The 26,917-nt window shown below is 71.8% G+C and carries 22 protein-coding genes; 13 read left to right on the top strand and 9 right to left on the bottom strand.

All coding sequences use genetic code 11. The features are described from left to right. Positions 1-34: 34 nt before the first annotated feature. The 6 genes from HQ603_RS03770 to HQ603_RS03745 all read left to right on the top strand — a co-directional run bounded on the left by HQ603_RS03770 (position 35) and on the right by HQ603_RS03745 (position 6,113). Positions 35-922 carry a sulfurtransferase gene (locus HQ603_RS03770; RefSeq protein ID WP_222682961.1) on the top strand — a complete coding sequence of 296 codons (888 nt, stop codon included), beginning with the start codon at positions 35-37 and terminating at the stop codon, positions 920-922. Then, the gene (locus tag HQ603_RS03765) at positions 919-1,338 is read left to right on the top strand and encodes a SufE family protein (RefSeq protein ID WP_222682960.1); all 420 of its coding nucleotides are present in this window, start codon (positions 919-921) and stop codon (positions 1,336-1,338) included. Before HQ603_RS03770 ends, HQ603_RS03765 begins: the two co-directional genes overlap by 4 nt. Before the next feature lie 189 nt (positions 1,339-1,527). Next, positions 1,528-3,033 carry a condensation domain-containing protein gene (locus tag HQ603_RS03760; protein WP_222682959.1) on the top strand — a complete coding sequence of 502 codons (1,506 nt, stop codon included), beginning with the start codon at positions 1,528-1,530 and terminating at the stop codon, positions 3,031-3,033. Between the two features lie 96 nt (positions 3,034-3,129). Continuing rightward, positions 3,130-4,920: an acetyl/propionyl/methylcrotonyl-CoA carboxylase subunit alpha gene (locus HQ603_RS03755; RefSeq protein ID WP_222682958.1), complete on the top strand. Its 1,791-nt coding sequence runs from the start codon at positions 3,130-3,132 to the stop codon at positions 4,918-4,920. A 45-nt stretch (positions 4,921-4,965) separates the two neighbouring features. Beyond that, a complete protein-coding gene (locus tag HQ603_RS03750; RefSeq protein ID WP_222682957.1) occupies positions 4,966-5,382 on the top strand; it encodes a DUF1707 SHOCT-like domain-containing protein in 417 nt (138 codons plus the stop codon). Further along, positions 5,379-6,113: a haloacid dehalogenase type II gene (locus HQ603_RS03745; protein WP_222682956.1), complete on the top strand. Its 735-nt coding sequence runs from the start codon at positions 5,379-5,381 to the stop codon at positions 6,111-6,113. Before HQ603_RS03750 ends, HQ603_RS03745 begins: the two co-directional genes overlap by 4 nt. Here HQ603_RS03745 and HQ603_RS03740 read toward each other — a convergent pair. From HQ603_RS03740 to HQ603_RS03725, 4 genes are all read right to left on the bottom strand, one after another. Next, entirely contained in the window at positions 6,095-6,604 is a 510-nt protein-coding gene (locus tag HQ603_RS03740; protein ID WP_222682955.1) for a class I SAM-dependent methyltransferase, read from the bottom strand. The two genes, HQ603_RS03745 and HQ603_RS03740, sit on opposite strands and share 19 nt — an antisense overlap. A 102-nt stretch (positions 6,605-6,706) precedes the next feature. Then, positions 6,707-7,153 (bottom strand): Lrp/AsnC family transcriptional regulator, encoded by a 447-nt coding sequence (locus tag HQ603_RS03735; RefSeq protein WP_222682954.1) that lies wholly within the window; start codon positions 7,151-7,153, stop codon positions 6,707-6,709. Between the two features lie 11 nt (positions 7,154-7,164). Beyond that, a complete protein-coding gene (locus HQ603_RS03730; protein ID WP_222682953.1) occupies positions 7,165-7,875 on the bottom strand; it encodes a CPBP family intramembrane glutamic endopeptidase in 711 nt (236 codons plus the stop codon). Between the two features lie 25 nt (positions 7,876-7,900). Then, positions 7,901-9,067, bottom strand: coding sequence for an NAD(P)H-binding protein (locus HQ603_RS03725; RefSeq protein ID WP_222682952.1), 1,167 nt, complete (start codon positions 9,065-9,067; stop codon positions 7,901-7,903). Positions 9,068-9,166: 99 nt separating this feature from the next. Between HQ603_RS03725 and HQ603_RS03720 the strand changes: the two genes are divergently transcribed. The 4 genes from HQ603_RS03720 to HQ603_RS03705 are packed head-to-tail and all read left to right on the top strand — an operon-like array spanning position 9,167 to position 18,466. After that, complete coding sequence (locus HQ603_RS03720) at positions 9,167-9,751, top strand: ribulose 1,5-bisphosphate carboxylase large subunit (RefSeq protein ID WP_308126347.1); 585 nt, start codon at positions 9,167-9,169, stop codon at positions 9,749-9,751. A gap of 38 nt (positions 9,752-9,789) precedes the next feature. Then, positions 9,790-14,352 carry an ATP-dependent helicase gene (locus HQ603_RS03715; RefSeq protein ID WP_222682951.1) on the top strand — a complete coding sequence of 1,521 codons (4,563 nt, stop codon included), beginning with the start codon at positions 9,790-9,792 and terminating at the stop codon, positions 14,350-14,352. After that, positions 14,353-15,147: a DNA-formamidopyrimidine glycosylase family protein gene (locus HQ603_RS03710; protein WP_222682950.1), complete on the top strand. Its 795-nt coding sequence runs from the start codon at positions 14,353-14,355 to the stop codon at positions 15,145-15,147. 10 nt (positions 15,148-15,157) lie between these two features. Then, positions 15,158-18,466, top strand: a complete 3,309-nt coding sequence (locus HQ603_RS03705) for an AfsR/SARP family transcriptional regulator (protein ID WP_222682949.1) — start codon at positions 15,158-15,160, stop codon at positions 18,464-18,466. Here the strand turns inward: HQ603_RS03705 and HQ603_RS03700 are convergent. Further along, complete coding sequence (locus HQ603_RS03700) at positions 18,387-19,064, bottom strand: hemerythrin domain-containing protein (protein WP_222682948.1); 678 nt, start codon at positions 19,062-19,064, stop codon at positions 18,387-18,389. The two genes, HQ603_RS03705 and HQ603_RS03700, sit on opposite strands and share 80 nt — an antisense overlap. A 131-nt stretch (positions 19,065-19,195) precedes the next feature. Between HQ603_RS03700 and HQ603_RS03695 the strand changes: the two genes are divergently transcribed. Further along, on the top strand, positions 19,196-20,266 hold the full coding sequence (locus HQ603_RS03695; RefSeq protein ID WP_222682947.1) for a spore photoproduct lyase family protein: 1,071 nt from the start codon (positions 19,196-19,198) through the stop codon (positions 20,264-20,266). A 22-nt stretch (positions 20,267-20,288) separates the two neighbouring features. On the opposite strand, the gene HQ603_RS03690 is transcribed toward HQ603_RS03695, so the two are convergent. After that, a complete protein-coding gene (locus tag HQ603_RS03690) occupies positions 20,289-21,656 on the bottom strand; it encodes a dihydrolipoamide acetyltransferase family protein (RefSeq protein WP_222682946.1) in 1,368 nt (455 codons plus the stop codon). A gap of 73 nt (positions 21,657-21,729) precedes the next feature. Between HQ603_RS03690 and HQ603_RS03685 the strand changes: the two genes are divergently transcribed. Continuing rightward, the gene (locus HQ603_RS03685; RefSeq protein WP_261773204.1) at positions 21,730-22,497 is read left to right on the top strand and encodes a GyrI-like domain-containing protein; all 768 of its coding nucleotides are present in this window, start codon (positions 21,730-21,732) and stop codon (positions 22,495-22,497) included. A 9-nt stretch (positions 22,498-22,506) separates the two neighbouring features. Here the strand turns inward: HQ603_RS03685 and HQ603_RS03680 are convergent, their stop codons facing one another. Next, positions 22,507-23,910 (bottom strand): NAD(P)H-quinone dehydrogenase, encoded by a 1,404-nt coding sequence (locus HQ603_RS03680; protein ID WP_222682945.1) that lies wholly within the window; start codon positions 23,908-23,910, stop codon positions 22,507-22,509. Positions 23,911-24,045: 135 nt separating this feature from the next. On the opposite strand from HQ603_RS03680, the gene HQ603_RS03675 reads away from it, so the two are divergent. Further along, entirely contained in the window at positions 24,046-24,510 is a 465-nt protein-coding gene (locus HQ603_RS03675) for a gamma-glutamylcyclotransferase (protein WP_222682944.1), read from the top strand. A gap of 16 nt (positions 24,511-24,526) precedes the next feature. Here the strand turns inward: HQ603_RS03675 and HQ603_RS03670 are convergent, their stop codons facing one another. Then, positions 24,527-25,693 carry a M20 family metallopeptidase gene (locus HQ603_RS03670; RefSeq protein WP_222682943.1) on the bottom strand — a complete coding sequence of 389 codons (1,167 nt, stop codon included), beginning with the start codon at positions 25,691-25,693 and terminating at the stop codon, positions 24,527-24,529. Continuing rightward, positions 25,690-26,874, bottom strand: coding sequence for a M20 family metallopeptidase (locus tag HQ603_RS03665; RefSeq protein WP_222682942.1), 1,185 nt, complete (start codon positions 26,872-26,874; stop codon positions 25,690-25,692). Before HQ603_RS03665 ends, HQ603_RS03670 begins: the two co-directional genes overlap by 4 nt. Positions 26,875-26,917 lie beyond the last annotated feature (43 nt).

Raw genomic sequence — 26,917 nt, 5'->3', positions numbered from 1 at the left:
GGCAAGTCCACCCCGATCAGCTCAGGAGCCGCACGTGTCCGTCGCGCCCGATCCCCATCCCGCTTTCGCGTCGTTCGCTCACCCCGAACGACTCGTCACGACGCAGTGGCTGTCCGCCAACATCGGCACCCCCGGACTGAAGGTCGTCGAATCCGACGAGGACGTCCTGCTCTACGACGTCGGCCACATTCCCGGTGCGGTGAAGATCGACTGGCACCTCGACCTCAACGATCCGGTCACCCGCGACTACATCGACGGCGAGCAGTTCGCGGCCCTCATGAGTCGCAAGGGCATCTCCCGCGACGACACCATCGTCGTCTACGGCGACAAGAGCAACTGGTGGGCCGCGTACGCGCTGTGGGTGTTCACCCTGTTCGGCCACGAGGACGTGCGCCTGCTCGACGGCGGCCGCGACGCCTGGCTGGCCGAGAACCGCGACACCACTCTCGACGTTCCCGACGTCACGCCCACCGACTACCCCGTCGTCGAGCGTGACGACGCCGCCATCCGCGCGTTCAAGGACGACGTCCTCGCCCACCTCGGGTCGGGTCCCCTGGTCGACGTGCGCTCGCCCGCCGAGTACACCGGCGAGCGGACCCACATGCCCGACTACCCGGACGAGGGTGCGCTGCGCGGTGGCCACATCCCCACCGCCGTCTCCATCCCCTGGGCCAAGGCCGCGGCACCGGACGGGCGCTTCAAGTCGCGCGCCGAACTCGACGAGGTCTACGCGGACGTGGACGCCGACGCCGACGTCGTCGCCTACTGCCGCATCGGCGAGCGGTCGAGCCACACCTGGTTCGTGCTGACCCACCTCCTCGGGCACGAGAAGGTCCGCAACTACGACGGTTCGTGGACCGAGTGGGGCAACGCCGTCCGGACGCCGATCGTGCGCGGCGAGGATCCCGGGGCCGCACCGTGACCGGTACGTTGCCGGCCCCGCTCGCCGAGATCGTCGACGACTTCAAGGCCGTCGACGGTCAGGACAAGATCACGCTGCTGCTCGAGTTCAGCACCGAGCTGCCGCCGTTGCCGGCCGGGCTCGAGCAGGCCGCGATGGAGCCGGTGCCGGAGTGCCAGTCGCCGCTCTTCCTGTCCGTCGACGACGACGACCGCTCGGCGGTGCGCCTGTTCTTCAGCGCACCGCCGGAGGCGCCGACCACCCGCGGGTTCGCGTCGATCCTCGCGCAGGGCCTCGACGGGCTGCCGGCCGAGGAGATCCTCGCGGTGCCGGACGACTTCTACACCGAGCTCGGCCTGGCCGACGCGGTGAGTCCCCTGCGGCTGCGGGGGATGTCGGCGATGCTCGGGCGCGTCAAGCGTCGTCTGCGGGGCTAGCCGGTCTGTGCGGTCGGGACGGGGAGACACCGGCGGGGACCGACCTTTGTCCTGACAACTCTTCGACGGCCGCTAGACTGGGTGCGATTCGGCGCCGCCCGCCGACCATCCCCGGCGGGCCGCGCACAGCCGACCGGTCTCGCTCCCACCCCGATCGAGACCGACGCCCCGGAAGGACGGTCGACACCCGTGGAGTTCACCGAACTGGTCGACTACCCGGTGTCCGCCGGCACGATCACCGAGTGGATTCCCAGCGTCGGCCCCCACGCGTCGACTCCGGAGAACGCCGGCTGGAGGCGTGACGATCGCCCCACCTCGTTCGTGCACGAGGCGCACCTGCGTCGCACTCTCGCGCATCCGTCGGCCGGACGGGAGTCCTGGCTCGGCACCGCGTTCGACATCGCGGGACCGCTGGACGTCGACGCCTTCCGCGCCGCCGTGCTCGCCTGGATCGACCGGCACGAGCCCATGCGCACCAACGCCACCGTCGACCCGGAGACGGGAGCACTCTCGCGCGTGACCGCGCCGGTGGGAGCGACCGACATCTGGGTCATCCGTCAGGACGAGTGCGCCCGCGGCGACGAGGTGTACGCGCACCTGCAGCACCTCTTCGACGAGTACACCTCGCCGCTCGCGTGGCCGTCGTACGCGTTCGCGACCGTCGAGCCGTCGGATCCCGCCCTCGCCGATCGGTTCACGGTGTTCTTCGCCGCCGACCACTCGATCATCGACGGCCTGTCCATCGTGCTGATCGCCCACGAACTGACCCGCCTCTACACCGAGCAGATCTCCGGCGTCCCGGCCGGCCTGTTCCCCACCAGCAGCTACCTGGACTTCGGCGTGGCCGAGCGGGAGCGGTGCACCGACGTCGACGCGACAGCGACCGCCGCGGCCGAGTGGAGCGACTTCCTCGCCGAGGAGGACGGCCTGTTCCCGGCCTTCCCACTCCCCATCGGCGAGAAGCCGTCCCAACGCGTCGTGCAGAGCGGGCTGTCGGCCTGGATCATGGACGCCGACGAAGCCGAGGCCTTCACCGTCGCGTGCCGCCGGGCCGGGCCGGGTTTCCTCGCGGGGCTGACGGCAGCGCTCGCCGCCGCAGCGCACACCACCGCCGGGGCGGACCGCTTCCGCACCGTCACACCCATGCACACCCGGCACGACCCGTCCTGGGCGGCGTCGCTCGGGTGGTTCGTCGGGCTCGGTCCCGTCGACGTCGAGGTCGCCGCGGGCGACTCCTTCGCCGACCTGGTACGGCGCGCCGGGACCGACCTGTCCCGGACCCGCACGGTCTCCCGCGTGCCCATGGACGTCGTCGGCCGGGCGGCGGGCATCGACACCGAGCCGCGCTTCGTCGTCTCGTTCATGGACGTGCGGTTCGCGCCCGACGCCGAGACGTGGCCCGACGTCCGGGCGCGGGCCTTGCGCAGTCGCAAGTACGACCACGACGTCTACCTCTGGTTCCATCGCACCCCGCAGGGCGTCAACGTGTCGGCGCGCTTCCCCGGCACCGACCGGGCGACGGCGGCCGTGCACGACTACCTCGCCGCCGTGCGCGCCGCACTCGCTCGGGTGGTCCGCGACGGCACCTTCGTGGTGACGGACGCCGTGTCCGGGGCGACCGACCGTGCTGTGCCTCCGGGCACCGACCGTGCTGTGTCACAGGGCACCTGCGTCGACGAAATGTCGCCCACCTAGACTCCGATACAAGGATGTCCATCCGTCGCCGCGTCCGTGTATGCAGGGATGCGTCACGCTCGGATCCACGACCACTCGACCTGCACAGGAGGCTTCGTGCCCAGCCACGCCACATCTCGAATCAGCAAGGTTCTCGTCGCCAACCGCGGTGAGATTGCCGTTCGTGTGATCCGAGCTGCGGCCGACGCCGGCTACACCTCCGTCGCGGTCTACGCGGACCCCGACGCCGGCGCGCCCTTCGTGCGGCTGGCCGACGAGGCGTTCGCGCTGGGCGGGCAGACCTCCGCCGAGTCGTACCTCGACATCGAGAAAATCATCGACGCCGCCACCAAGTCCGGCGCCGACTCGGTCCACCCGGGCTATGGGTTCCTCTCCGAGAACGCCGACTTCGCCCAGGCCGTGATCGACGCCGGCCTCATCTGGATCGGGCCGTCCCCGCAGTCCATCCGCGACCTCGGCGACAAGGTCACCGCCCGCCACATCGCCGCCCGCGCGAAGGCACCGTCGGTTCCCGGCACCTCGGAGCCGGTGAAGGATGCCGACGAGATCCTCGCCTTCGCCGACGAGCACGGCCTGCCCATCGCCATCAAGGCCGCCTTCGGCGGTGGCGGGCGCGGCATGAAGGTCGCCCGCACCCGCGAGGAGATCCCCGAGCTGTTCGACTCCGCCACCCGCGAGGCCGTGGCCGCGTTCGGTCGCGGCGAGTGCTTCGTCGAGCGGTACCTCGACAAGCCGCGCCACGTCGAGGCTCAGGTCATCGCGGACCAGCACGGCAACGTCGTCGTCGCCGGCACCCGCGACTGCTCGCTGCAGCGTCGGTTCCAGAAGCTCGTCGAGGAAGCCCCCGCGCCGTTCCTCACCGACGAGCAGCGCCAGTCGATCCACAGCTCCGCCAAGGCCATCTGCCGGGAGGCCGGGTACTACGGCGCCGGCACCGTCGAGTACCTCGTCGGCCAGGACGGCCTGGTGTCGTTCCTCGAGGTCAACACCCGCCTGCAGGTCGAACACCCCGTCACCGAGGAGACCTCCGGCATCGACCTGGTGCTGCAGCAGTTCCGCATCGCCAACGGTGACGAGCTCTCCATCACCGAGGATCCGGCTCCGCGTGGCCACTCGTTCGAGTTCCGCATCAACGGCGAGGACGCCGGCCGTGGCTTCCTCCCCGCTCCCGGCCCGGTCACCACGTTCGTCGCCCCCGAGGGCCCCGGCGTGCGCGTCGACTCCGGTGTCGAGTCCGGTTCCGTCATCGGCGGACAGTTCGACTCCATGCTGGCCAAGCTGATCGTCACCGGTGCCACCCGCGAGGAGGCGCTCGCCCGCTCCCGTCGCGCCCTGGCCGAGTTCACGGTCGAGGGCCTCGCGACCGTCATCCCGTTCCACCGCGCCGTCGTCTCCGACCCGGCGTTCGTCGGCGACGAGAACGGCTTCTCCGTCCACACCCGGTGGATCGAGACGGAATGGGACAACACCGTCGAGCCGTTCACTGCCGGCGCCCCGATCGAGGAGGGGGACGACGCTCCCCGCCAGAACGTCGTGGTCGAGGTCGGCGGACGCCGCATCGAGGTCTCGCTGCCCGGACAGTTCTCGTTCGGCGGCGGCGCACCGTCCGACGGCGCGATTCGCCGCAAGCCCACCGCCCGCAAGCGCGGCGGCGGCGGAGCGGGCGCCGCATCCGGCGACGCCGTCACCGCGCCGATGCAGGGCACCGTCGTCAAGGTGGCCGTCACCGAGGGCCAGGAGGTCGCCGCAGGTGACCTCATCGCCGTCCTCGAGGCCATGAAGATGGAGAACCCGGTCAACGCGCACAAGGACGGCATCGTGACCGGTCTGTCCGTCGAGCCCGGCTCGGCCATCACCCAGGGCACGGTGCTCGCCGAACTGAAGTGACGCGTGCGCCCCGCGGGTTTCCGGTGGGCGGTCTAGGCTCGCGGCATGGCCGACAGTCCGGACGTTCGTATCGGTACCGCGGAGCGCGAACGCGCGTTCTCGCTGCTCGGGGAGCATTTCGCGGCCGGACGCCTCTCGCCCGCCGAGTTCGACGAGCGGTCGGCGGCGGTCGGTCGTGCCGTGACCCGCGGCGAGTTGGTCCCGCTGTTCGCCGACCTGCCCGGCGCGGGAGCCGACCTGGTGCCCTCGTCCTCGACGGACGGGTCGTCCACGGCCGTGACGGGCGAGAAGTCCACGCCGGCCGTCTCGGACACCGGCGCCGGCCGTGACTGGCGGCGCGCCGTCATGGCCCTGGTGCCGATCGCGGCGACGGTGCTCTTCTTCGTGACCGGCACCTGGCTGTGGTTCCTCGCGATCCCGGCGGCGGGCGCACTGCTCTTCGCCGGCCGCGACGACCGATGATCGACGTCCGCGTCGCGCTGTTCGACGTCTTCGGCACCGTCGTGGACTGGCGGTCCGGCATCGCGTCGGCCGCGCGAAGCTGGTTCGCGGCGCACGCACCCGATCGCGTCGACCTCGATCCGTTCGACTTCGCGGACCGGTGGCGGGCGCGGTATCAGCCGTCGATGCAGCCGATCCGCCAGGGAACGCGGGGGTTCACCGCACTCGATGTCCTGCACCGGGAGAGCCTGGTGGATCTGCTGACCGAGCTCGGGATCGACGTGGACGGTGCGGCCGTCGACGCCCTGAACGCGGCGTGGCACGCGCTCCCGCCGTGGCCGGATTCGGTCGCAGGACTCACCGCGATTCGGGGTCTGGTGCCGGTGGCGCCGCTGTCCAACGGCAACGTCTCGCTGCTGCTGGACATGGCGCGGAACGCCGGGCTGCCGTGGGACACGATTCTGGGCGCCCAGGTGGTGCGGGCGTACAAGCCGACGCCGGAGAGCTACCTGCGGACCGCCGACCTGCTCGATCTGGAGCCGGAGCGGTGCCTGATGGTGGCGGCGCACAACGACGATCTCGCAGCGGCGCAGGCCTGCGGCCTTCGCACGGCGTTCGTGCGCCGACCGCTCGAACACGGCCCCGGCGGCGCGGATCCCGGGCCGACGGGCGACTGGGACGTCGTGGTCCGGGACCTCGTCGAGCTCGGAGCCGTGCTCGCCCGAACAGGCGCTCAGACGCGGCGTTCGTAGACGCCGACCTCGCTGCCGAGTTCGTACGCGCCGATGCCGTCGAAGGCCGCGAGGACGCGCTCGTGGTTCCAGTCCTCGTCGACGTGGATCTCGTGCGGATTGCCCTCGATCTCGTGCTGGGGGTAGTGCACGATCGGGATGGACAGGTAGACGGCCTTGCGCGCCGCCGCGGTGCAGCGCTCCCACAGCGTGAGGGCGTCCGCCTCCGTCATGTGCTCGGCGACGTCACCGATGATCACCACGTCCGCGTCCGGCAGGTCGACCTTGCGCGCGTCGCCCACGACGATCTCGTCGTAGTACTCGTGCAGCCGATAGGTGTCGACGTAGGGCTGCCAGATCTCGATGCCCGTCAGTCGGCTCACGTGCGGCCCGGCCAGCAATTTCGCGTACGTCCCGACGCCGGGGCCGATGTCGAGCACCGACACCGGCCCCTCCTCCGCCAGCGCGAACACGCGATCGCGGGTCCAGGACTTTCCCTCGGTCGAACTCATCGGCATGGGGGCTGTATGCCCCCGGGTCGCGGCTCGTAATCCGGCCGTGCGGCGCTCACCTACTCGGGTCTCACCAACTCGGCTCTCGCCTACTCGGCTCGGCTACTCGTCGTAGAAGGTCTGCAGCACGATGGTGCTGCGCGTGTTCACTCCGGCGGTGGTGCGGATCCGCTGCAGCAGGTGTTCGAGGTCGCGGGGGGAGCCGACGCGCACCAGCAGGACGTAGCTGTCCTCGCCGGCCACGGAATGGCAGGCGCGGACGCCGTCGAGGTCACGCAGTCTCGCCGGGGCGTCGTCGGGCGCCGTCGGGTCCAGCGGGGTGATGGCGACGAACGCCGTCAGCGGCTCCCCCAACACCTCGTGATCGACGCGCGCCGTGTACCCGGTGACGACGCCGGACGATTCGAGTCGACGCACCCGCGCCTGCACCGCGGACACCGACAGGCCCGCCTTCTCCGCGAGGTGGGCGAGGGTGGCGCGGCCGTCGCGGATCAGCTCGGTGACGATCACCGTGTCGACGGCGTCGAGCGTCGGCTTCGGGGCACTCACGCGGTCGGCACTCACGCGAACAGCGGGGGCATGGCGAACACCATGACCGTCGACCACGAGACGTGGGTCAGGATCGGCGCGAGAATGCCGCCCGACGCGCGCCGCTCGAGTCCGAGGACGAACCCGAGCGTGATCGCGGCGAAGCCCAGCATCGGGTTGCCCGTCGCGAGGGTGGCGATGGTGTAGACGATGGTGGAGATCAGCACCGGACGTCCCCGGCCGATGGCGGCGAACAGGGCGCCGCGGAAGAAGATCTCCTCGGCCAGCCCGTTGAACAGCGTGATGAACACGATCAGGGCCAACGGTCCGACGCGCGCGTGGTCGAGAACGTTCGCGGTGAAGTCCCGCAGCGGTGGGATCTCTCGGACGATCAGAGCGCCCAGGACGAAGACCGCGCCCGCCGCCAAGCCGATCGCGATGGGGGTCAGGATGGGCCGACGCAGGTGCCCGCGAAACGGGATCCGTCCGAGGTGCAGCGGCCCGGACAGGAATCCGCCGACGATCCACACCAGCGCCAACGCGATGGTCAAGGTGTAGAACAACGGATCGCCCGGCTCCACCGACAGCGAGATTCCGAGCAGGGTCGCCCCCACCACCAGCACGATCCCGACGACGATGCGACGCCGCAAGAACGCGCGATCGGTTTCGGTGTGGTCGCGGTCGACCTTGTCGACCAGGGCGGACCGGACGACGCTCTCCATTCGGGTCTGCCAGGACACCATGGACAAACCTCACCGTCCTTTCGGGTCAGCGGTGCAGGAGCGACCGTACCCGTGCGGAGACGGTGCCAACCACGCTCGCTGCCACGTCGAGGTTGGTCCGCACCACCGGCGCGATCGGCCACGAGTAGAGGACGGCCCCGGCACCGAGCGCCTCGATCAGCTTCCACCCGTCCTCGCCGAGCAGCTCGGCGCCGTAGCGGCGAATGGACCGGACGTCGCCGCCGGTCCACTCCGCGTCCGAGTCCGCCAGCCGCAGCGCATCGGGGTTCCGGCTCACCGACCGCGGGTGTCCCGCGCCGAGGAGGCTGCGCCGCATGGCGTCGTCGACGCCGGTGAGCCCGCCGTCGGGGTCGGGAACGTAGCGCTCGATGCGCTTCTCCGACGCCGTCATGGAGTTGACCAGCGACTGCACCAGGTCGTCGGCGAGCAGTCCCGGCACCGGGATCAACCGCCCGATGACGAACCCGGCCAGCTTGGTGGGGACCGGCGGCGTCGGAACGCCGAGCCGGTGCAGTCCGGCCGCGCGCACGTAGGCGAAGACGAGATCCCGGTACGGCAGGATCTCCGGACCGGCGATGTCGTAGGCCCCCGCCGGCACCGACTCGTCGGCCGTGCCGCGCAGGTAGTGCACGACGTCGTCGACGGCGATGGGCTGGACGGGCTTGTCCAGCCAGGTCGGCAACGGCAGGACGGGCAGCCGGTCGGCGAGGTAGCGCATCATCTCGAACGACGTGGACCCGGCACCGATCACGATGGCGGCGCGCAGCCACACCACCTCGATCCCGTCGACCTGCAACGCCTCCCCGACCTCGGCCCGGCTGGCGAGGTGCTCGGACAACTCCTCGCCCTCGGGTACGAATCCGCCCAGGTAGACGATGCGACCGACACCGGCGTCGCGTGCGGCCTCCGCGAAATGGCGTGCCGAGTCGAGGTCGGTGCGGCGGTACCCGGACTCGCCGATGGCATGGACCAGGTAGTAGGCGACGTCGACGGAGGACTCGCCGAGTGCGTCCCGGCAGGAGTCGGCGTCGGTGACGTCGAGTCGAACGGCGTCGACCGCGTCGTACCAGTCGAACGAGCGCAGGCGTTCCGGTGTCCGCGATCCCACCACGACGTCGACGCCGTCCGCGACCAGGGAGGCGACGAGCCGAGAACCGATGTAGCCGCTGGCGCCGGTGACGAATGCCTTCATGGATCCGAGATTACGGACGTCGACGGCGAGGTCTCGTCCGAGTGACGGTCGTCACCCGCTCGTCCCCGCTCGGAGGCGGCCGGGTGACATAGTGATGCGGTGGCGTCCGACCGAGAACTCGAGGTTCAGACCGTGCGACTGCCGGTGCCGTCCGTCGGCACCGCGCTCTCCCTGGTCCGTGCGACGGTGTCGTGGTCGATGGACACCGTCGCCCTCGTCGCCGCCATGCCGTCGCGGATCGACGATCTCTTCGGACGGCTCGACGCGCTGCTGACGTCGGTCGAGGAGATCACCGCGCGGGCGGGTGAGGTGATCGACGCCGCGGCGCGCACCACCGACGACGCGGCCGAGGTCGTCGTCGGTGCGGGCGACGCCTCCGCGCGGGCGCAGTCCATGATCGCCGAGCTGCAGCCGATCGCGGACCGCGGCATTCCCCTGGGCCGGCGCTTCGTCGACAACTTCTCCGAGCAGGAGCTCGACGCGTCGATCCGGATGGTCGACCAGCTGCCCGAGCTCATGGAGCGCATGGAGGCGATCATGCCCATCCTCGCCACCATGGACACCGTCGCTCCCGAGATCCACCAACTGCTCGAGGTGACCAAGGACGTGCGCAAGGCCGTCATCGGCATTCCGGGGTTCAAGTTCTTCCGCAACCGCGGCGAGGAGAAGCTCGAGGACATCTGATCCGTGGCCGTGTCGGTGGGTCGGTGCACTATGGACCGGTGAGCACTCCCCCGCCCGATCAGGTACTGGCACGGTTCTCCGCGCCCACCCGCGCGTGGTTCGAGGGTGCGTTCCCGGCGCCGACGGGCGCGCAGCTCGGTGCCTGGGACTCCATCTCGAGCGGTGATCACACTCTGGTGGTGGCACCCACCGGGTCCGGCAAGACCCTGTCCGCGTTCCTCTGGGCTCTCGATCGGCTGGTCCAGCGGCCCACCGGCGCCGGGGACGACGCCGAGCGGGGGACGCGCGTTCTGTACGTGTCGCCGCTCAAGGCCCTGGCCGTGGACGTCGAGCGAAACCTGCGCGCGCCGTTGGTCGGGATCACGCAGACCGCCAAGCTGCAGGGCATCGCGCCGCCGGAGATCTCGGTGGGGGTGCGCTCGGGTGACACCAGTCCCGCGGATCGCCGCGCCATGCTCAAGACGCCACCGGACATCCTCATCACCACCCCGGAGTCGCTGTTCCTCATGCTGACCTCGGCGGCGCGGGAGACGTTGCAGACCGTCGACACCGTCATCGTCGACGAGGTGCACGCCGTCGCCGGCACCAAACGCGGTGCGCACCTGGCACTCTCACTCGAGCGGCTCGACGGCGCGCTCGACCGTCCCGCGCAACGCATCGGGCTCTCGGCGACGGTGCGCCCGCACGAGGAGGTGGGCCGCTTCCTCACCGGCAGCGCGCCCATCCGCATCGTGGCTCCCGCGTCGCCCAAGACCTTCGACCTCTCGGTGCGGGTGCCGGTGGAGGACATGACCGAGCTCGGCACCACCGAGCCGCAGGAGGGATCCGCCTCCGCGGCGCCGCAGCAGGGGTCGATCTGGCCGCACGTCGAGGCGCAGATCGTCGACCTCGTGCTCGAGCATCGGTCCTCGATCGTGTTCGCCAACTCGCGGCGCCTGTCGGAACGTCTCACCGCGCGCCTCAACGAGGTGTACGCCGAGCGGCTCGGCGAGGGGGTGCCCACGGACCACGCGCCGCCGTCGCAGATCGGATCCTCCGGCGAGGTGGTCCACGGATCGGAGCCGTTGCTCGCGCGCGCCCACCACGGCAGCGTCAGCAAGGATCAGCGTGCCCTCATCGAGGACGACCTGAAGTCCGGGCGCCTCAAGTGCGTGGTGGCCACCAGCAGTCTCGAGCTCGGCATCGACATGGGCGCGGTGGACCTGGTGGTCCAGGTCGAGGCGCCGCCGTCGGTGGCCAGCGGACTGCAGCGCGTGGGACGTGCGGGCCACCAGGTCGGCGAGATCTCCCGCGGCGTGCTGTTCCCGAAGCACCGCACCGACCTGATCCACTGCGCGGTGACGGTCCAGCGCATGACCGAGGGCCACATCGAGGCGCTGAAGGTCCCCGCGAATCCGCTCGACATCCTGGCCCAGCAGACGGTCGCCGCGTGCGCTCTCGAACCGATCGACGCCGACGAGTGGTTCGACACCGTGCGTCGCACCGGCAATTTCGCGACGCTGCCCCGATCGGCCTTCGAGTCCACGCTCGACCTGCTGTCCGGGCGCTACCCCTCGGACGAGTTCGCCGAACTACGCCCGCGCCTGGTGTGGGATCGCGACGGCGGCTCGCTCACCGGCCGGCCCGGTGCCCAACGCCTGGCCGTCACCTCGGGTGGCGCCATCCCCGACCGCGGACTGTTCGGCGTGTTCATGGTCGGGGAGAAGGCCAGCCGGGTGGGCGAACTCGACGAGGAGATGGTCTACGAGTCGCGGGTGGGCGACGTGTTCGCCCTCGGCGCCACCAGCTGGCGCATCGAGGAGATCACGCACGACCGCGTTCTGGTCAGCCCCGCGTACGGCCAACCCGGCCGCCTGCCCTTCTGGCACGGTGACGGGCTGGGTCGTCCGGCCGAACTCGGCGAGGCCCTCGGCGGTTTCCTCCGGTCCGCGACGGACGACGACGCGATGCGCGAGAAGTTGGCCGCCGGCGGCCTGGACGCCAACGCGGTCACCAACCTGCTCGCGTTGCTGTCCGAACAGCGCACGGCCACCGGCCATCTCCCGACCGACCGGACCCTCGTGGTGGAGCGGTTCCGGGACGAACTGGGCGACTGGCGGCTGGTGCTGCACTCGCCCTACGGCCAGCAGGTGCACGCGCCGTGGGCGCTGGCCGTGGGCGCACGGTTGATCGAGCGGTTCGGCATCGACTCCCAGCCGACGGCGTCCGACGACGGCATCATCGTGCGGCTGCCCGACACCGAGGACGAGCCGCCCGGCGCCGACCTGTTCGTCTTCGACCGCGACGAGATCGCCGACATCGTCACCGAGCAGGTGGGCGGGTCCGCGCTCTTCGCCTCCCGTTTCCGCGAATGTGCCGCGCGTGCACTGCTTCTGCCGCGTCGTAATCCGGGCAAGCGGGCGCCGCTGTGGCAGCAGCGGCAGCGCGCCGCCCAGCTGCTGGACGTCGCGCGGAAGTACCCGACGTTCCCGATCCTGCTCGAGACGGTGCGCGAGTGCCTCCAGGACGTGTACGACCTGCCGTCCCTGGAGGCGCTGAGCACCCGCATCGCCCGGCGCCAGATCCGGGTGCTGACGGTCGACACCGACACGCCGTCGCCGTTCGCCACGTCGCTGCTGTTCTCCTACGTCGGCCAGTTCATGTACGAGGGCGATTCGCCGCTGGCCGAACGCCGCGCTGCCGCACTGTCTCTCGATGCCTCGCTGCTCGCCGAGCTGCTCGGCCGGGTGGAGCTGCGCGACCTGCTCGACGCCGCCGTGGTCGCGGACACCGAGACCGAGCTGCAACGGCTCGCGCCGGACCGGAAGGCCCGCGACAAGGAGGGCGTGGCCGATCTGCTGCGCCTGCTCGGCCCGCTCACCACGGCCGAACTCTCGGCACGGTGCGAGACCCCGGAGGCCGCGGCCGGATGGGTGGCGGACCTGGTCTCGGACCGGCGCGCCCTCGAGGTGTCCTTCGCCGGGTCCTCGTGGTGGGTGGCCATCGAGGACGCGAGCAGGCTGCGCGACGCCCTCGGCGTCCCGCTCCCGATCGGCGTTCCGGACGCGTTCATCGAACCCGTCGACGATCCGATGGGCGACCTGGTGAGCCGGTACGCCCGCACCCACGGCCCCTTCTCGGTGGCCGACGTCGCCGGCCGGTTCGGCGTGGGTTCCGCAGTGGCCCGCGACGTCCTGCTGCGCCTCTCCGCGGCGAAACGTGTGGTGGAGGGCGAGTTCCGGCCCGGCGGGTCGGGCAGCGAATGGTGCGATGCCGAGGTGCTCCGCCGTCTGCGACGGCGTTCCCTCGCCGCGGCCCGTCAGGACGTGGAGCCCGTACCCACGCACGTCCTCGGCCGGTTCCTGCCGCGCTGGCAGCACGTCGGCGGCACCCTGCGCGGTCTCGACGGCGTGGTCACCGTGATCGATCAACTCGCCGGCGTCCCGATCCCGGCGTCGGCGTGGGAGTCACTGATCCTGCCGCAGCGCGTGCGGGACTACTCGCCGGCCATGCTCGACGAGCTCACCGCCACCGGTGAGGTCGTGTGGTCCGGCCACGGATCCATCTCGTCGAAGGACGGGTGGGTCTGCCTGCACCCGGCCGACGCCGCTCCGGTGACCCTCCCCCTCCCCCGCGACGACGAGCTCAGCGACCTCCAACACGCCGTCCTGCAAGCCCTGTCGGGTGGCGGCGCGTTCTTCTTCCGCCAGCTCTCCGACACCGTGGGAACGGTGCTGCGCGAACGCGCGGTCGACCCGCCGGACGACACGACGCTCGCCGCCGCGCTGTGGGACCTCGTGTGGACCGGACACCTGACCAACGACACGTTCGCGCCGCTACGGTCACTGCTGCACGGCGCCACGCGGTCCGCGCCGAGTCACCGGCCGGCTCGTCGCTCCCCCCGCTCCCGCTCCTACCAGCGCTACGCACGGCCCACCCTGCCCACCCGCACCGGTCCGCCCACCGTCGGCGGTCGGTGGGCTCTGGTGCCGGAGGTCGACACGGACCCCACCGTGCGCGCCCACGCGACGGCGGAGATCCTGCTCGAGCGGTACGGCGTCGTCACGCGGGGGTCGGTGATGGACGAGGGCATTCCCGGTGGCTTCGGCGGGGTGTACAAGGTGCTCACCGGGTTCGAGGACTCGGGTCGCGCCCGCCGGGGGTACTTCGTCGACTCCCTCGGCGGCGCCCAGTTCTCCACCTCCGACGTGGTGGATCGCCTGCGCAGCGAGTCCGAGCGCAGCCTCGGTGCCGTCGCGTTGGCGGCGACGGACCCGGCCAACCCCTACGGCGCCGCGCTGCCGTGGCCCAAGAGCGAGGTCGAGGGCGCGTCCGGTCACCGCCCGGGACGCAAGGCGGGCGCACTCGTGGTGCTGGTAGACGGTCACCTGGTGCTGTTCGTCGAGCGCGGCGGTAAGTCGGTGCTGACGTTCACCGCCGACCGCGACGCCCTGTCGGCCGCCGGTGCCGCGCTGAGCTCGCTGGTGACCACCCGCTCGGTCGACCGTCTGCTGGTCGAACGCACCGACGGCGAGGACATCCACGGCACCGTGCTCGCGTCCGTGCTCGCCGAGTCGGGGTTCACGGCCACCCCGCGCGGCCTGCGGATCAGGGTCACCTAGATGCCCGAGGGCGACACCGTGTGGCGCACCGCCAACACCCTGCGCGACGCGCTCGACGGCAAGGTTCTCACCGTCTGCGACGTGCGGGTGCCGCGCTACGCCACCGTCGACTTCTCCGGCCACCGCGTGCAGGCGGTGCACTCGGTGGGCAAACACCTGGCCATCGAGGTCGCCCACCACGTGATCCACTCGCACCTGAAGATGGAGGGTGCCTGGCACGTCTACCGCCCCGAGACGCGTTGGCGGCGGCCCGCCTACCAGGCGCGCATCGTGCTCGCCACCGACGACCGTGTGGCCGTCGGCTTCGAGCTCGGCGTGGTGGAGATCCTGGACACGCTCGACGAGGCGGTCGGGTATCTGGGGCCCGACCTGCTGGGACCGACGTGGGACGCGGAGCTCGCGATCGCGAATCTGGCCGCGGACCCGGACCGGCCCATCGGACTCGCGCTGCTCGATCAGCGCAACCTCGCCGGTCTGGGCAACGTCTACCGCAACGAGATCTGCTTCGTCCGCGGCGTCGACCCCCGCGCGCCCGTCCGGGCGGTCGACCTCGCGCCGATGGTCGACCTGTCGCACCGCAGCATCGTCGCCAACAAGGACCGGAACGCGCGCACCTTCACCGGGGACCTCCGCGCCGGGCGGCACTTCTGGGTCTACGGGCGCGACGGGAAACCGTGCCGTCGGTGCGGGACGGCCATCCGGTTCGGCCACCTCGGAGACGACCCCACCGAGGAGCGGCAGATCTACTGGTGTCCGCGATGCCAACCACCGGTGGCCGTCGCCGCCGCGCAGTAGCCTGACCGGCGTGGTCACGCCCGCGTCGGACTCCCACTCGGCTCCCGCACCGGTGACGATCTCCGTCCTCGGCCCGCTCGTGGTGACGGTGGGCGGGCGGGAGGTGTCGACCGGGAGTCGGCGGCAACGAGCGCTGCTGCAGCGCCTGGTGATCGGCGGCGGGGACGTCGTCCCGGTGGACACACTGGTCGACGACCTGTGGGCCACGCCGCCGCCGCGCGCGCTCGCGGCCCTGCAGGTGCACGTGTCCAACCTGCGCCGCATCCTCGAGCCGAACCGCCCCGCGCGTGGGCGGCCCCGCCTGCTGGTCGGCGCGGCGCCGGGCTACGGCCTCGTGCTCCCCGAGGACGCGGTGGACGCCCGCCTCGTCGACCGTGCGTTGACCCGTGCCCGCGACGCACCCGACGCCGCCGTCGCGCGCCGGGTGCTCGCCGACGCACTCGCTCGATGGCGCGGGTCGGCGTACGCCGAGGTCCGCGACGCCGCCTGGGCCGTCGCCGAGGCCGCGCGACTCGACGATCTCCGCTCCCTCGCCCGAGAGATGCACGCCGCGTGCGGGATCCGCCTCTCGGACGACGCGGCGGTCGTGGCCGAACTCAGCGGGGTCGTGCAGACCCGGCCGGACCGCGAGGAGAGCGTGCGGCTGCTGGCCACCGCGCTCTATCGACTCGGCCGTCAGCTCGACGCACTGGACGTGCTCGCGCGCAGCCGACGCCACCTCGCCGAGGAGTTCGGCGTGGACCCGGCGCCGCGCCTGCGCGCCCTGGAAGCGGACATCCTCGCCCACCGGGACGTCGGCGTCCCGACGCCCGACGCGACCCTTCCGGATCCACCGGCCCGGCCCGTCGCCACGCTGGGGTCGCCGCACCCGGAGACCGCCGCGGCGGTGTCGGCGAACGCGCGCCCGGCCGAGCTCGACCGCCTGCGCGCGGCGATCGCTCGTGTCGAGGCCGAGTCCCGCGCTGCCACGGTCTGGGTGGCGGGCGAGGCCGGCGAGGGCAAGAGCACCCTGGCCGGGCTGGCGGCGGACGAGGCGCGCGCCCGCGGGGTGACCGTCGCGACCGGACGGTGCTCGGAGGTCCCCGGTGCGCCGCCCGGCTGGCCCTGGGCGCAGATCGCCGGCGCGCTGACCGAGGACGAGCCACCCCCGGCCGCCGTGTCTCCCTTCGACCGCGCGCGCCGGCTCGAGGAGGTCTGCGAGCGGCACCTCGCCGAGGGTGCGCTGGTCCTCGTTCTGGACGACCTGCACCGCGCCGACGAGACGACGGTGCACGTCCTGCGCCACCTCGTCGCGACGTTCTGGGAGCGTCCGCTCGCCGTCGTCGCCACCTACCGGCCGTCCGAGGTGACGCCGACCCTGCTGCCGGCGCTGGCCCCGGGTCGACACCGGTCGGACGTGATCGCGCTGACCGCGGTGGGCGCGGACGGTGCCCGCGCGGTGGCCCGCGCCGCGGGGGTCGTGCTGTCGGCGGACGTCGCCGACCGGATCGCCCGCCGCGGTGGAGGCAACCCGCTCTTCGTCCGTGAGCTCGCTCGGCTGGTGGGCTCGCACGGTCCGCGTGCGGCGGACGTCGCCGTGCCCGACGGCATCGAGGCCATCCTGCGGGCCCGGTTGGCACGCCTCCCCGAGCACACGTCGGTGGTGCTGCGCCGCGCCGCCGTGCTCGGCCGCGACGTCGACCTCGACCTCCTGGCCGCCGTCTCGGACGACGACGACGTCCTGGACGCCCTCGAACCCGCAGTGGTGGACGGCGTGCTCGACGAGGTCGGGTCGACCCTGGTTCGGTTCTCGCACACGCTGTTCCGCGACGTCCTCTACACCGACCAACCGCAGCTGCGTCGCGCCCGGATCCACGCTCGGGTCGCCGCGGCGTTGCGCACCCGGAGCCGGTCCGACCCGACGGCGCTGGCCCACCACGCGCTCGCGTCGGCCACGGCGGCGACCGCTGCCGACGGTGTCGGTCTCGCCCTCGCCGCGGCTCGCGCGGCGGACGAGGCCGGCGCGTGGTCGACGTCGTTGGACCTGCGTCGGCGCGCGCGGACGCTCGCGGAGACCGCGGACCCGCCCGACCCGGCTCTCGTCTACGACGTTGTGGTGCCGTTGATCGGGTCCGCGGCGCGGGCGGGCGACGCCACCGGCGCCCGTCGTATCCGCCGCGATGCCCTCGCTCTCGCCGACCGTCTCGGTCGGTCCCCGTTCGCCGCGGCCACCGGGTGGACCGCCCCTCCCGTGTGGTCGGTGCGCGATGCGGCCGAGCCGGACCTGCCGCTGATCGCGGTGCTGGACCGGTTGCTCGACACGACCGACGATCCGGGTGACCGCGCACGCCTGCACGCGGCGGCCTTCTTCGAGTGGGAAGGCCTCGACGACGCAGCAGCAGAACACCACGCCGTGGCCGCCGTGGCCGAGGCGGACCGCAGCGACGATCCGGAGGCCCTGTGCCGAGCATTGGGCGCCTTCGGATACCTCGCGTACGGGCCCGACCACGACGACGCGCGCGAGCCTGCCGCACGCCGGTTGCTCGCCGTCGCCGCCGACGAGGGGCGCGGCGATCACGTCGCGGTCGCGTACTTCCAGCTCTTCCTCGCCGCGTGCGCCCGCGCGGACCTCGAGGCGGCGCGCGCGGAACTGGACCGGGCGCTGTCCGCGGCGGCGGGTCACCAGCTCCTCGAACTGGTCGGGGTCGCCGAACTCTTCGACGCCCTGCTGCACGCCCTCGCCGGGGATCTCGACGAGGCCGTTCGCCGCTACGACGCCCTCGCCCGCGACATGGCCGAGCAGGGCCTCTCGCTGGCGTCGGTGTTCGGCCTGATCAGCCGGGTGATGCGAGCGATCCACACCGGAGTCGTCGACGACGACCTGTGGCAGCGCACCCGGCGCGCGAGCGAGGACACGTGGTTCCCGGTGGAGGTGCCGACGGCCTTCGTCCATCTGCTGGCGGGCGACCGGGCCACCGCGGCCACGCTGTACCGCAGGAGCCCGAGACCGGCCCGCGATTACGCCTGGCGCGCCTGGACGGTCATGCGCGCCCACCTCGCGGCGGCGGCGGGCGACGTCGACGAGTGCCGCGCGGTGTACGACGCGCTGCGTCCGTTCAGCGGCACGATCGGCGGGCTCGACGCGGGCTCGTTCTCGGTGGGCACCGTCGACGGCGCGCTGGCGGCGAGCGCCGCGGCACTCGGCCGGGGCGACGACGCCGCGGTCCATCGCCGCCGCGCCGACGAGACGGAGGACCGGGTCAGGCGTGCTGCGCGAGCACTGCTGACGGCCCGAACACCGCCCGTTCCCGACGGTGGTGCCGCGACGCCATCACCTTGATCATCAGGCGCGCCGGCAGCGGGAATTCACGACGAATCGCCGGGCGCTCGGCGTCGGTCAGGCAGTCGAGCGCGCGGGCGATCTCGAAATCGGGCCGGGCGCCTTTCTTGGCGGCCTTCTCCACCTGCGCCCACCGGTCGAGAGGGACGTACCCCGTGATCATCGGAAAGATCGTGGCCTCCTCCTCCGCGATGTGCTCGGTGAGCAGATCGCGCAACCGACCGAGGTGGCCGGCGAGCGCCGCGGCAGCCGTCCGGTCGGGCAGCTGCGAGGCGAGCTCGCGCACGGCCGCGAGGATCGGATCGAGCGCGTCGTGGTCCTCGGTGAGCTCGGACAGGTCGACGTGCGGGCCGGCGTTCTCGACGAGAATCGGCCACAGGACGTCGTCCTCGGTGCGGTGGTGGTGCTCGATGCTGGTGCAGAACAGGCGCAGGTACTCGGCGACGGCCGCGCCGTGCCGGGCGTCGGTGGGTGCACCCGCGGCCAGGCCGGCGAGCAGGTCGGTGAGGCGACCCGCGTCGGCGATCATCGCGCGGTGCGAGAGCCGCATGCCGAGGGTGTCGTCGAACGTGGTGGGGCGGGCGGGGCTGGTGCCCATGGCGTGTCCTCTCGTCGGGGCCGGACCCGGGAGGGTCGGCCGTCACGAGGACTGTGCGCCGCGCCGCTTGCAGTTCACTTGTACTCGACTTCCTCGCCGGCGGTGTCGGTGGGTCGTGATAGCCCGGGGAGGTGAATGCCCCCACCCCCGCCCTGCTCGATCCGCGCCGCATCTGGGCCGAACCGGAGGCGATCGCGGACCTGCGCGGCCAGGAGGTGCTGGCCCGCTTCCCGTCCGCCGAGGTGATCGAGGTCGACTCGCACTGGCAGATCCCGTCGCTGCACGGCAACGAGGGCAACATCGACCGCTGGGTGCGGGTCAAGACCGAGGACCTGGTGCTCGGGGTGAAGAAGTCGCTGACCGCGCGGCCCAACGGGCGGTCGGCGGACTGGATCGCCCCGTCCACGGCCAACGGATGCGCGATGGCCTGCGCCTACTGCTACGTGCCCCGCCGCAAGGGCTACGCCAATCCGATCACGGTGTTCACCAACATCGACAGGATCGTCGGCTACCTCGGCCGGCACGTGACACGGCAGGGGCCCAAGCCCGCGGCGAACCAGTGCGATCCGACGGACTGGGTCTACGACATCGGGGAGAACAGCGACTGCAGCGTCGACGCCACGGTCAGCGACAACGTCGCCGACCTGATCCGCGCCTTCGCGGGGTGGGAGGGCGCCAAGGCCAGCTTCGCTACCAAGTACGTCAACCGGGATCTGCTGTCACTGGACCCGCGCGGGGGCACCCGCATCCGCTTCTCGCTGATGCCGGAGCAGGAGTCGCGCCTGCTCGACATCCGCACCTCACCCATCGCGGACCGACTGGCCGCGCTCGACGACTTCGTCGCCGCCGGCTACGAGGTCCATCTGAACTTCTCCCCGGTCGTGCTCGTCGAGGGGTGGGAGGACCGGTGGACGACGCTGATCGACTCCGTCGCCGCCGCAACGGGTGACGACTTCAAGAAGCAGGCCGCGGTGGAGGTCATCATGCTGACCCACAACCGCGATTTGCACCAGGTCAACCTGGGGTGGCACCCGAAAGCCGAGAACGTGCTCTGGACGCCGCACACCCAGCAGGTCAAGCGATCCCAGAACGGTGCGCTCAACGTCCGCTACCGGAACGACGTCAAGGCCGCCGCGGTGGCGCGGTTGACGGACATCATCGCCGAGCGCGCACCCTGGCTCACCGTGCGGTACGCCTTCTGACGTCACAGCCGCGGGACGAGGCTCAGCTCATCGCGATCAGTGCCATCGGGTCGGACAGCACGGCGGCGATGTCGGCGAGGAACCGAGACCCCTGCTCACCGTCCACCAGTCGGTGGTCGAACGAGACGCTCAGCGTGGTGACCTGCCGCAGGGCGATCTGCCCCTCGAACTCCCACGGGCGCGGCCTGATGGCGCCCATGCACAGAATGGCGGCTTCACCGGGGTTGAGAATGGGCGTGCCCGAGTCGACCCCGAAGACACCGACGTTGGTGATCGTGATGGTGCCGTCCTCGAGGTCGCGCGGGCCTGTCTTGCCCTCCTTGGCCACGGCGGTCAGGTCGGACAGCGCCAGGGCGAGGTCGCGCAGGCTCAGCCGGTCGGCGTCCTTGACGTTCGGCACCATCAACCCGCGGGGGGTGGCGGCCGCGATGCCGAGGTTGACGTAGTGCTTGGTGACGATTTCGCGGTTCTCCTCTTCCCAGGACGAGTTCAGCGACGGGTTGCGGCGCACCGCGATCAGGAGCGCCTTCGCGACCAGCACCAGCGGGGTGAGTCGGACGCCGTCGAGGTGGGCGGACCGTCGCAGACGGTCCAGCAACTCCATCGTCGGTGTGACGTCCACGGTGACGAATTCGGTCACGTGCGGCGCGGTGAACGCGCTGCGGACCATGGCGTCCGCGGTGTGCTTCCGCACCCCCTTGATCGGTGTCCGGGTCTCCCGCGCCGGAGTGTCGAGCGGAGCGGAGTCGGACTCGCCGGCGGCTCGGTCGAGGTACGCGGCGACGTCCTCGCGGGTCACCTCACCGCGGGGGCCGGTCGGCGGCACGTCCGTGAGGTCGATACCTTCCTGCCGGGCGAGGAACCGCACCGGCGGCGCCGCGAGGGGTCGGGAGTCCGGCTCCGACGGGGTGGCGACCGGAGGCGTCGTGTCGGCCGGGGTCGTGGTGGCGCGGCGGCTGGCCGTCTCGCCCGCGACGCCGTACCCGACCAGGACCGGAACGCGGCCGTCCGGACCGGCGTCGTCGTGGTCGGCTCCGTTCCGCGCGGCGGTGCTCGGGGCCTCGACGCTCGCGGCCTCGCCACTCGGAGACACGGCACTCGGAGACACGGCACTCGGCGACGCAGCACTCGGGGACGCGACGTCGTCCGCTCCGTCACCGATGTCGATGATCGGCGTGCCCACCTCGACGGTGTCCCCGGCGTCGACGTGCAGGGCCAGCACGACGCCCGCGTAGGGCGACGGCAGCTCCACGGAGGCCTTGGCCGTCTCCACCTCGGCGATGACCTGGTTGAGTTCGACGGTGTCGCCCGGAGTCACCGACCAGCTGATGAGTTCTGCTTCGGTGAGGCCTTCGCCGAGATCGGGAAGAAGAAAGCTGCGGGCGCCCATGGTCGGGTCCTCTCGTCGTCGTCGCACCCGGAGAGATCGTCCCCGGTGTGATCCACACAACTCAAACAAGACGATGCAGTCCGCGCAACACATGGCCGCGGGATTGCGCACGTTGACCATCGGGTCGCGCATTCGACGGTGGCGGACGTACCGTCTGCGTCACACGGTCGCGAGAACGGGCGGTCCCGTCGACCCGTCCACCGTGTCCCGTCCCGGTCCGGAGGTGCCCGTGCCGTTCGATCCCCGCCGCGAACTCGTCGGGTACACGGCGCGCCGCGGCCGCATCGACCTCCTCGACCTGCCCGCGCGTCGGTACCTCGCCGTCGACGGAACGGGTGACCCGAACACGTCGTCGGCCTACGCGGACGCCCTCGCGTCGCTGTACCCCGTCACGTACGGCCTGAAGTTCCTGTCCTCCCGAGAGTTGCACCGCGACTACCGCATTCCGCCGCTGGAAGCCTTGTGGTGGGCCGACGACCTGGAGGCGTTCACCTCGGGCCGGAACAAGAACAGGTGGCACTGGACCGTGCTCACCGTCGTCCCCGAGTGGCTCACGGACGAGCACGTGGACACCGTGCAGGGCCGGGTGCGCGAACGTGCCGGTGGGCCGCCGCCGCGCTCGGTCGAGATGCGGACGATGGAGGAGGGCGCGGTCGTGCAGACCCTGCACGTCGGCCCCTACGACGCCGAGGGTCCGGTCATCGCGGCGATGCACGACGAGGCGACGGCCCGGGGCCGGTCGCTCACCGGCCGCCACCACGAGATCTACCTGAACGACGCCCGTCGTACCGCGCCCGAGCGCCTGCGGACGATCCTGCGCCAACCGGTCACCGGAGACTGACGCCCGGACTCAGTCCAGGTCGTCGTGGCTGATGAGCTGACGCGCGGCCTCGGTGATGGACCCGGTGAGCGAGGGGTAAACCGAGAACGTCTGGGCGAGATCGCGAACGGTGAGGTTGTTCTGCACCGCGATCGCGATGGGCAGGATGAGCTCCGACGCGGTGGGCGCGACCACCACGCCGCCGATGACCACGCCGGTGGCCGGGCGGCAGAAGATCTTGACGAAGCCGCGGCGCAGGCCGGACATCTTGGCGCGCGGGTTGGTGTTCAGCGGCAGCATCACCGTGCGCGCCGGCACCTCGCCGTTGTCGATGGCCGACTGCCCGACGCCGACGGTGGCGATCTCGGGGCGGGTGAAGACGGCCGAGGCGACGGTCTTGAGCTTGATCGGGCTGACGCCCTCGCCCAGCGCGTGGTACATCGCGATGCGGCCCTGCATCGCCGCGACCGACGCGAGCGGCAACAGGCCGGTGCAGTCACCGGCGGCGTAGATGCCGGGCACGCTGGTACGCGAGACGCGGTCGACGCGCAGGTAGCCCCCGCGGTCGAGTTCGAGCCCGACGTTCTCGAGTCCGAGGTCCGCGGTGTTGGGCACGGATCCCACGGTCATCAGCGCGTGCGACCCCTCGACGGTCCGGCCGTCGGAGAGCGTGACGACGATGCCGTCGTCGGTGCGGGTCACGGAATCGGCCCGAGCCTGCTTGACCAGGGTGACACCACGCTCGGACAGCACGTCCTCGAGCACCAGGGCGGCGTCGGCGTCCTCGCCGGGCAGCACACGGTCACGGCTCGACACCACGGTGACCTTGACGCCCATCTCGGTGTAGGCGGAGACGAACTCGGCGCCGGTGACACCGGACCCGACCACGATCAGGTGCGACGGCAGTTCCCGGAGGTCGTAGAGCTGACGCCAGGTGAGGATGCGCTCGCCGTCCGGCTGCGCACCCGGCAGCACCCGCGGGCTGGCGCCGGTGGCGACGAGCACCACCTCGGCATCCATCCGCTCGGTCTGCCCCGTCGACAACGCGGCCTCGACCGTGTGCGCGGCGAGGCCCGGCTGGGTGTCGACCACCTTGGCCGAGCCGGAGAGCACGCGCACGCCGACCGTCTGCAGGCGCGCTCGGATATCCGAACTCTGTGCTTGCGCAAGGGATTTGACGCGGTTGTGGATCTGCGGCAGGTCGACCACCGCCGACGACGGGTCGAGCTCGATGCCCAGATCCGACGCCCGACGCATGTCCGTGCGGATGCCGGTGGAGGCGATGAAGGTCTTGGAGGGCACACAGTCCCACAGCACACAGGCTCCACCCACGCCGTCGGAATCGACCAGGGTGACCGACCCACCGTGTTGCGCTGCGACCAACGCGGCCTCGTAGCCGGCCGGTCCGCCGCCGATGATCACGATGCGGGTCATGAAGAGCCTCCGTGGTGGATGTGCGGGAGAACGAGCGTGCGTGAGGGTCACTCACACCCCCTCAACCTAATTCACCGCACCGACGGTCCGCTCCCCGGCCCGAGGTCGCGGCGCCGACGGATTAGGCTGACCGCCGTGCCGATCTACGCCGCCTACGGTTCCAACATGCATCCCGAGCAGATGCTCGAGCGGTGCCCCCATTCGCCCGTGGCCGGAACCGGATGGTTGCAGGGGTGGCGCCTGACGTTCGGCGGCGGGGACATCGGCTGGGAGGGCGCGCTGGCCACGGTCGTCGAGGACCCCGAGTCGCGCGTGTTCGTCGTGCTCTACGACGTGCCGCCCGAGGACGAGGACCGCCTGGACCGGTGGGAGGGCTCGGAGCTCGGCATCCACCGCAAGATCCGACTCCGCGTGGACACGCAGGACGGTCCCGTGCTGGCGTGGCTCTACGTCCTCGACGCGTACGAGGGCGGGCTGCCCAGCGCCCGCTACCTGGGCGTGATGGCCGAGGCCGCCGAGATCGCCGGCGCACCCGCGGACTACGTGCGAGACCTGCGCACCCGCAACTCCCGGAACGTGGGACCGGGCACCGCGCCCTGATCGCGCGGCCGACGGGCTAGTCGCGCTCGGGACCGTCGAGACCGAGGGCCAGCGCCGTCATGACCCGCACGCCCACCGCGAGCGCCCGCTCGTCCAGATCGAACGTCGCCTGGTGGATGTCCAGCTGCGGCCCGTGTCCCGACCACACCCCGAGTCGCGCCATCGCCCCCGGCACGTGCTCGAGGTACCAGGAGAAGTCCTCCCCACCGCCGGACTGCGCGGTGTCGGCCAACGCGTCCGGTCCGAGAGACCGGATGGCCGCTTCGAAGCGGCGCGTGGCGTGCTCGTCGTTCACCACGGGCGGTACTCCACGCCGGTACTCGACCTCGAACTTCACGCCCGTCGGCGCCAACACACCGGCCACGATCTCGTGCACCAATGGCTCGAGCAGTTCCCACGTCTGATGATCGCCCGTGCGGACGGTGCCGGTCAGCATGCCCTTCTGCGGGATGGCGTTCGGCGCCTGACCGGCCACGACGGCGCCCCACACCATGACGGTGCTGGTCCGCGGATCCACTCGGCGGCTCAGCAGACCCGGCAGCGCGGTGATGACGGACCCCAGCGCGTACACCAGGTCGGACGTCAGGTGCGGCCGCGAGGTGTGGCCGCCGGCCGAATCGAGACGCAGTTCGACGGTGTCCGCCGCCGAGGTGATCGCGCCGACGCGGATGCCGACCTTGCCGACCTCGAGCCGGGGATCGCAGTGCAGCGCGTGGATCTGGGAGACGCCGTCGAGCACGCCCGCCGCGACCAGGTCGATCGCGCCGCCGGGCATGACCTCCTCGGCGGGTTGGAAGATCAGGCGCACCCCCTGCGTCAGCGACGGCAGCGAGGCCAGCACCAGGCCGGTCGCGAGAAGCACGGTGGTGTGGGCGTCGTGTCCGCACGCGTGGGACACCCCGGGGACCGTCGACGAGTACTCCGCGCCCGTGAACTCCGTCAGCGGCAGTGCGTCCATGTCCGCCCGCAGCGCGATGCGCGGACCCGCGGGGCCGATGTCACACACGACCCCGGTGCCCCCCGGCAGCACCGTCGGCGACAAGCCGGCCGTTCGGAGGGTCTCGACCACGAAGGCGGTGGTCGCGAACTCCTGCCGAGCCAGTTCCGGATGGGCGTGGATACGACGACGCCACGCCACCAGATCCGCACCGTGCGCATCGATCCAGGCGTCGGCGGGATTCATGGTCTTCTCGTCCTCTCGTGTGCTGCCGCGACGAGGCGGTCGCGGTGGTGTGCGTCGGTGGCCGCGAGCACGGCGACCCGCGCCAGAGCACGGGCACCGTCCACCACGGCACGGTCGGCGGACTCGGTCACGCACGCCGCGGTGAACTGCGGTTGATGGGTGACGGCGCCCCGCGAGTCCAACCCGATGACGGGGTGGATGCCGGGGACGCGCGCAGTCACGTTACCCATGTCCGTGCTGCCGAACGGCCGCGACGTCTCGAACTCGCGCGGAACGGCGGTGCGACCGAGGTCGCCGACGACGTCGCGGTAGCGCTCGACCAACCAGGAATCGGGGGTCAGTTCGGTGTAGGTGGGCGAGACCGTCGCCACCTCGTGGGTGCACCCGGTGGCCACGGCGCCGGCCGCGAAGCACCCCCGCGCCCGCCGGTCGAGGTCGTCGAGCTCCTCCGCCGTGTCGGCCCGCAGGTAGTAGAGCAGTTCCGACGAGCCGGGCACGATGTTCGGCGCCGTTCCGGCGTGCCCGACGATGCCGTGCACCTGCTGACCCGGACGCAGATGCTGCCGCAGGAGACCGATGCTCACCTGGGCGACGGTCGCGGCGTCGGCGGCGTTGATCCCCCACTCCGGCGCGGCGGAGGCGTGTGCCTCTCGCCCGCGGTACCGCACGGCGATGTCCGCCAGCGCGAGCGACCGGGCCGCCACGATGTCGAACGGACCGGGATGCACCATCATCGCCGCGCCCACGTCGTCGAACAGGCCGGCCTCGAGCATGACCACCTTGCCGCCGCCGGTCTCCTCGGCCGGCGTGCCGAGCACGCGGACGGTCAGCCCCAGCTCGTCCGCGGCGGAGGCGAGCGCCAGCCCCGCGCCGACGGCCGACGCCGCGATGATGTTGTGCCCGCAGGCGTGGCCGATCTCCGGCAACGCGTCGTACTCCGCGCACAGGGCGATCACCAGGTCACCCGACCCGTACCGCGCGTCGAACGCCGTCGGCAGACCCGCCACACCCCGCGTCACCTCGAAGCCGGCGGCAACGAGCAGGTCCGCCGTCGCGGCCGAGGCGAACGTCTCCTCGAACGCCAGCTCCGGACGCGCGTGGATCGCGTGCGACAGCGCGACGAGGTCCGGGGTCGCGGCGGTGACGACGCCGTCGAGGGCGTCGGCCGGGAAGGAGGTCACGACGGACAGTCTCGCACCGGCCGACTCACGCGGACGGGTCAGG

Origin of the sequence: Rhodococcoides corynebacterioides (assembly GCF_019834675.1) — a bacterium.
GTDB classification, from domain to species: domain Bacteria; phylum Actinomycetota; class Actinomycetes; order Mycobacteriales; family Mycobacteriaceae; genus Rhodococcoides; species Rhodococcoides corynebacterioides_A.
Note: the sequence above shows the minus strand (reverse complement) of the source record. Positions and strands in the feature narration are given on the sequence as shown.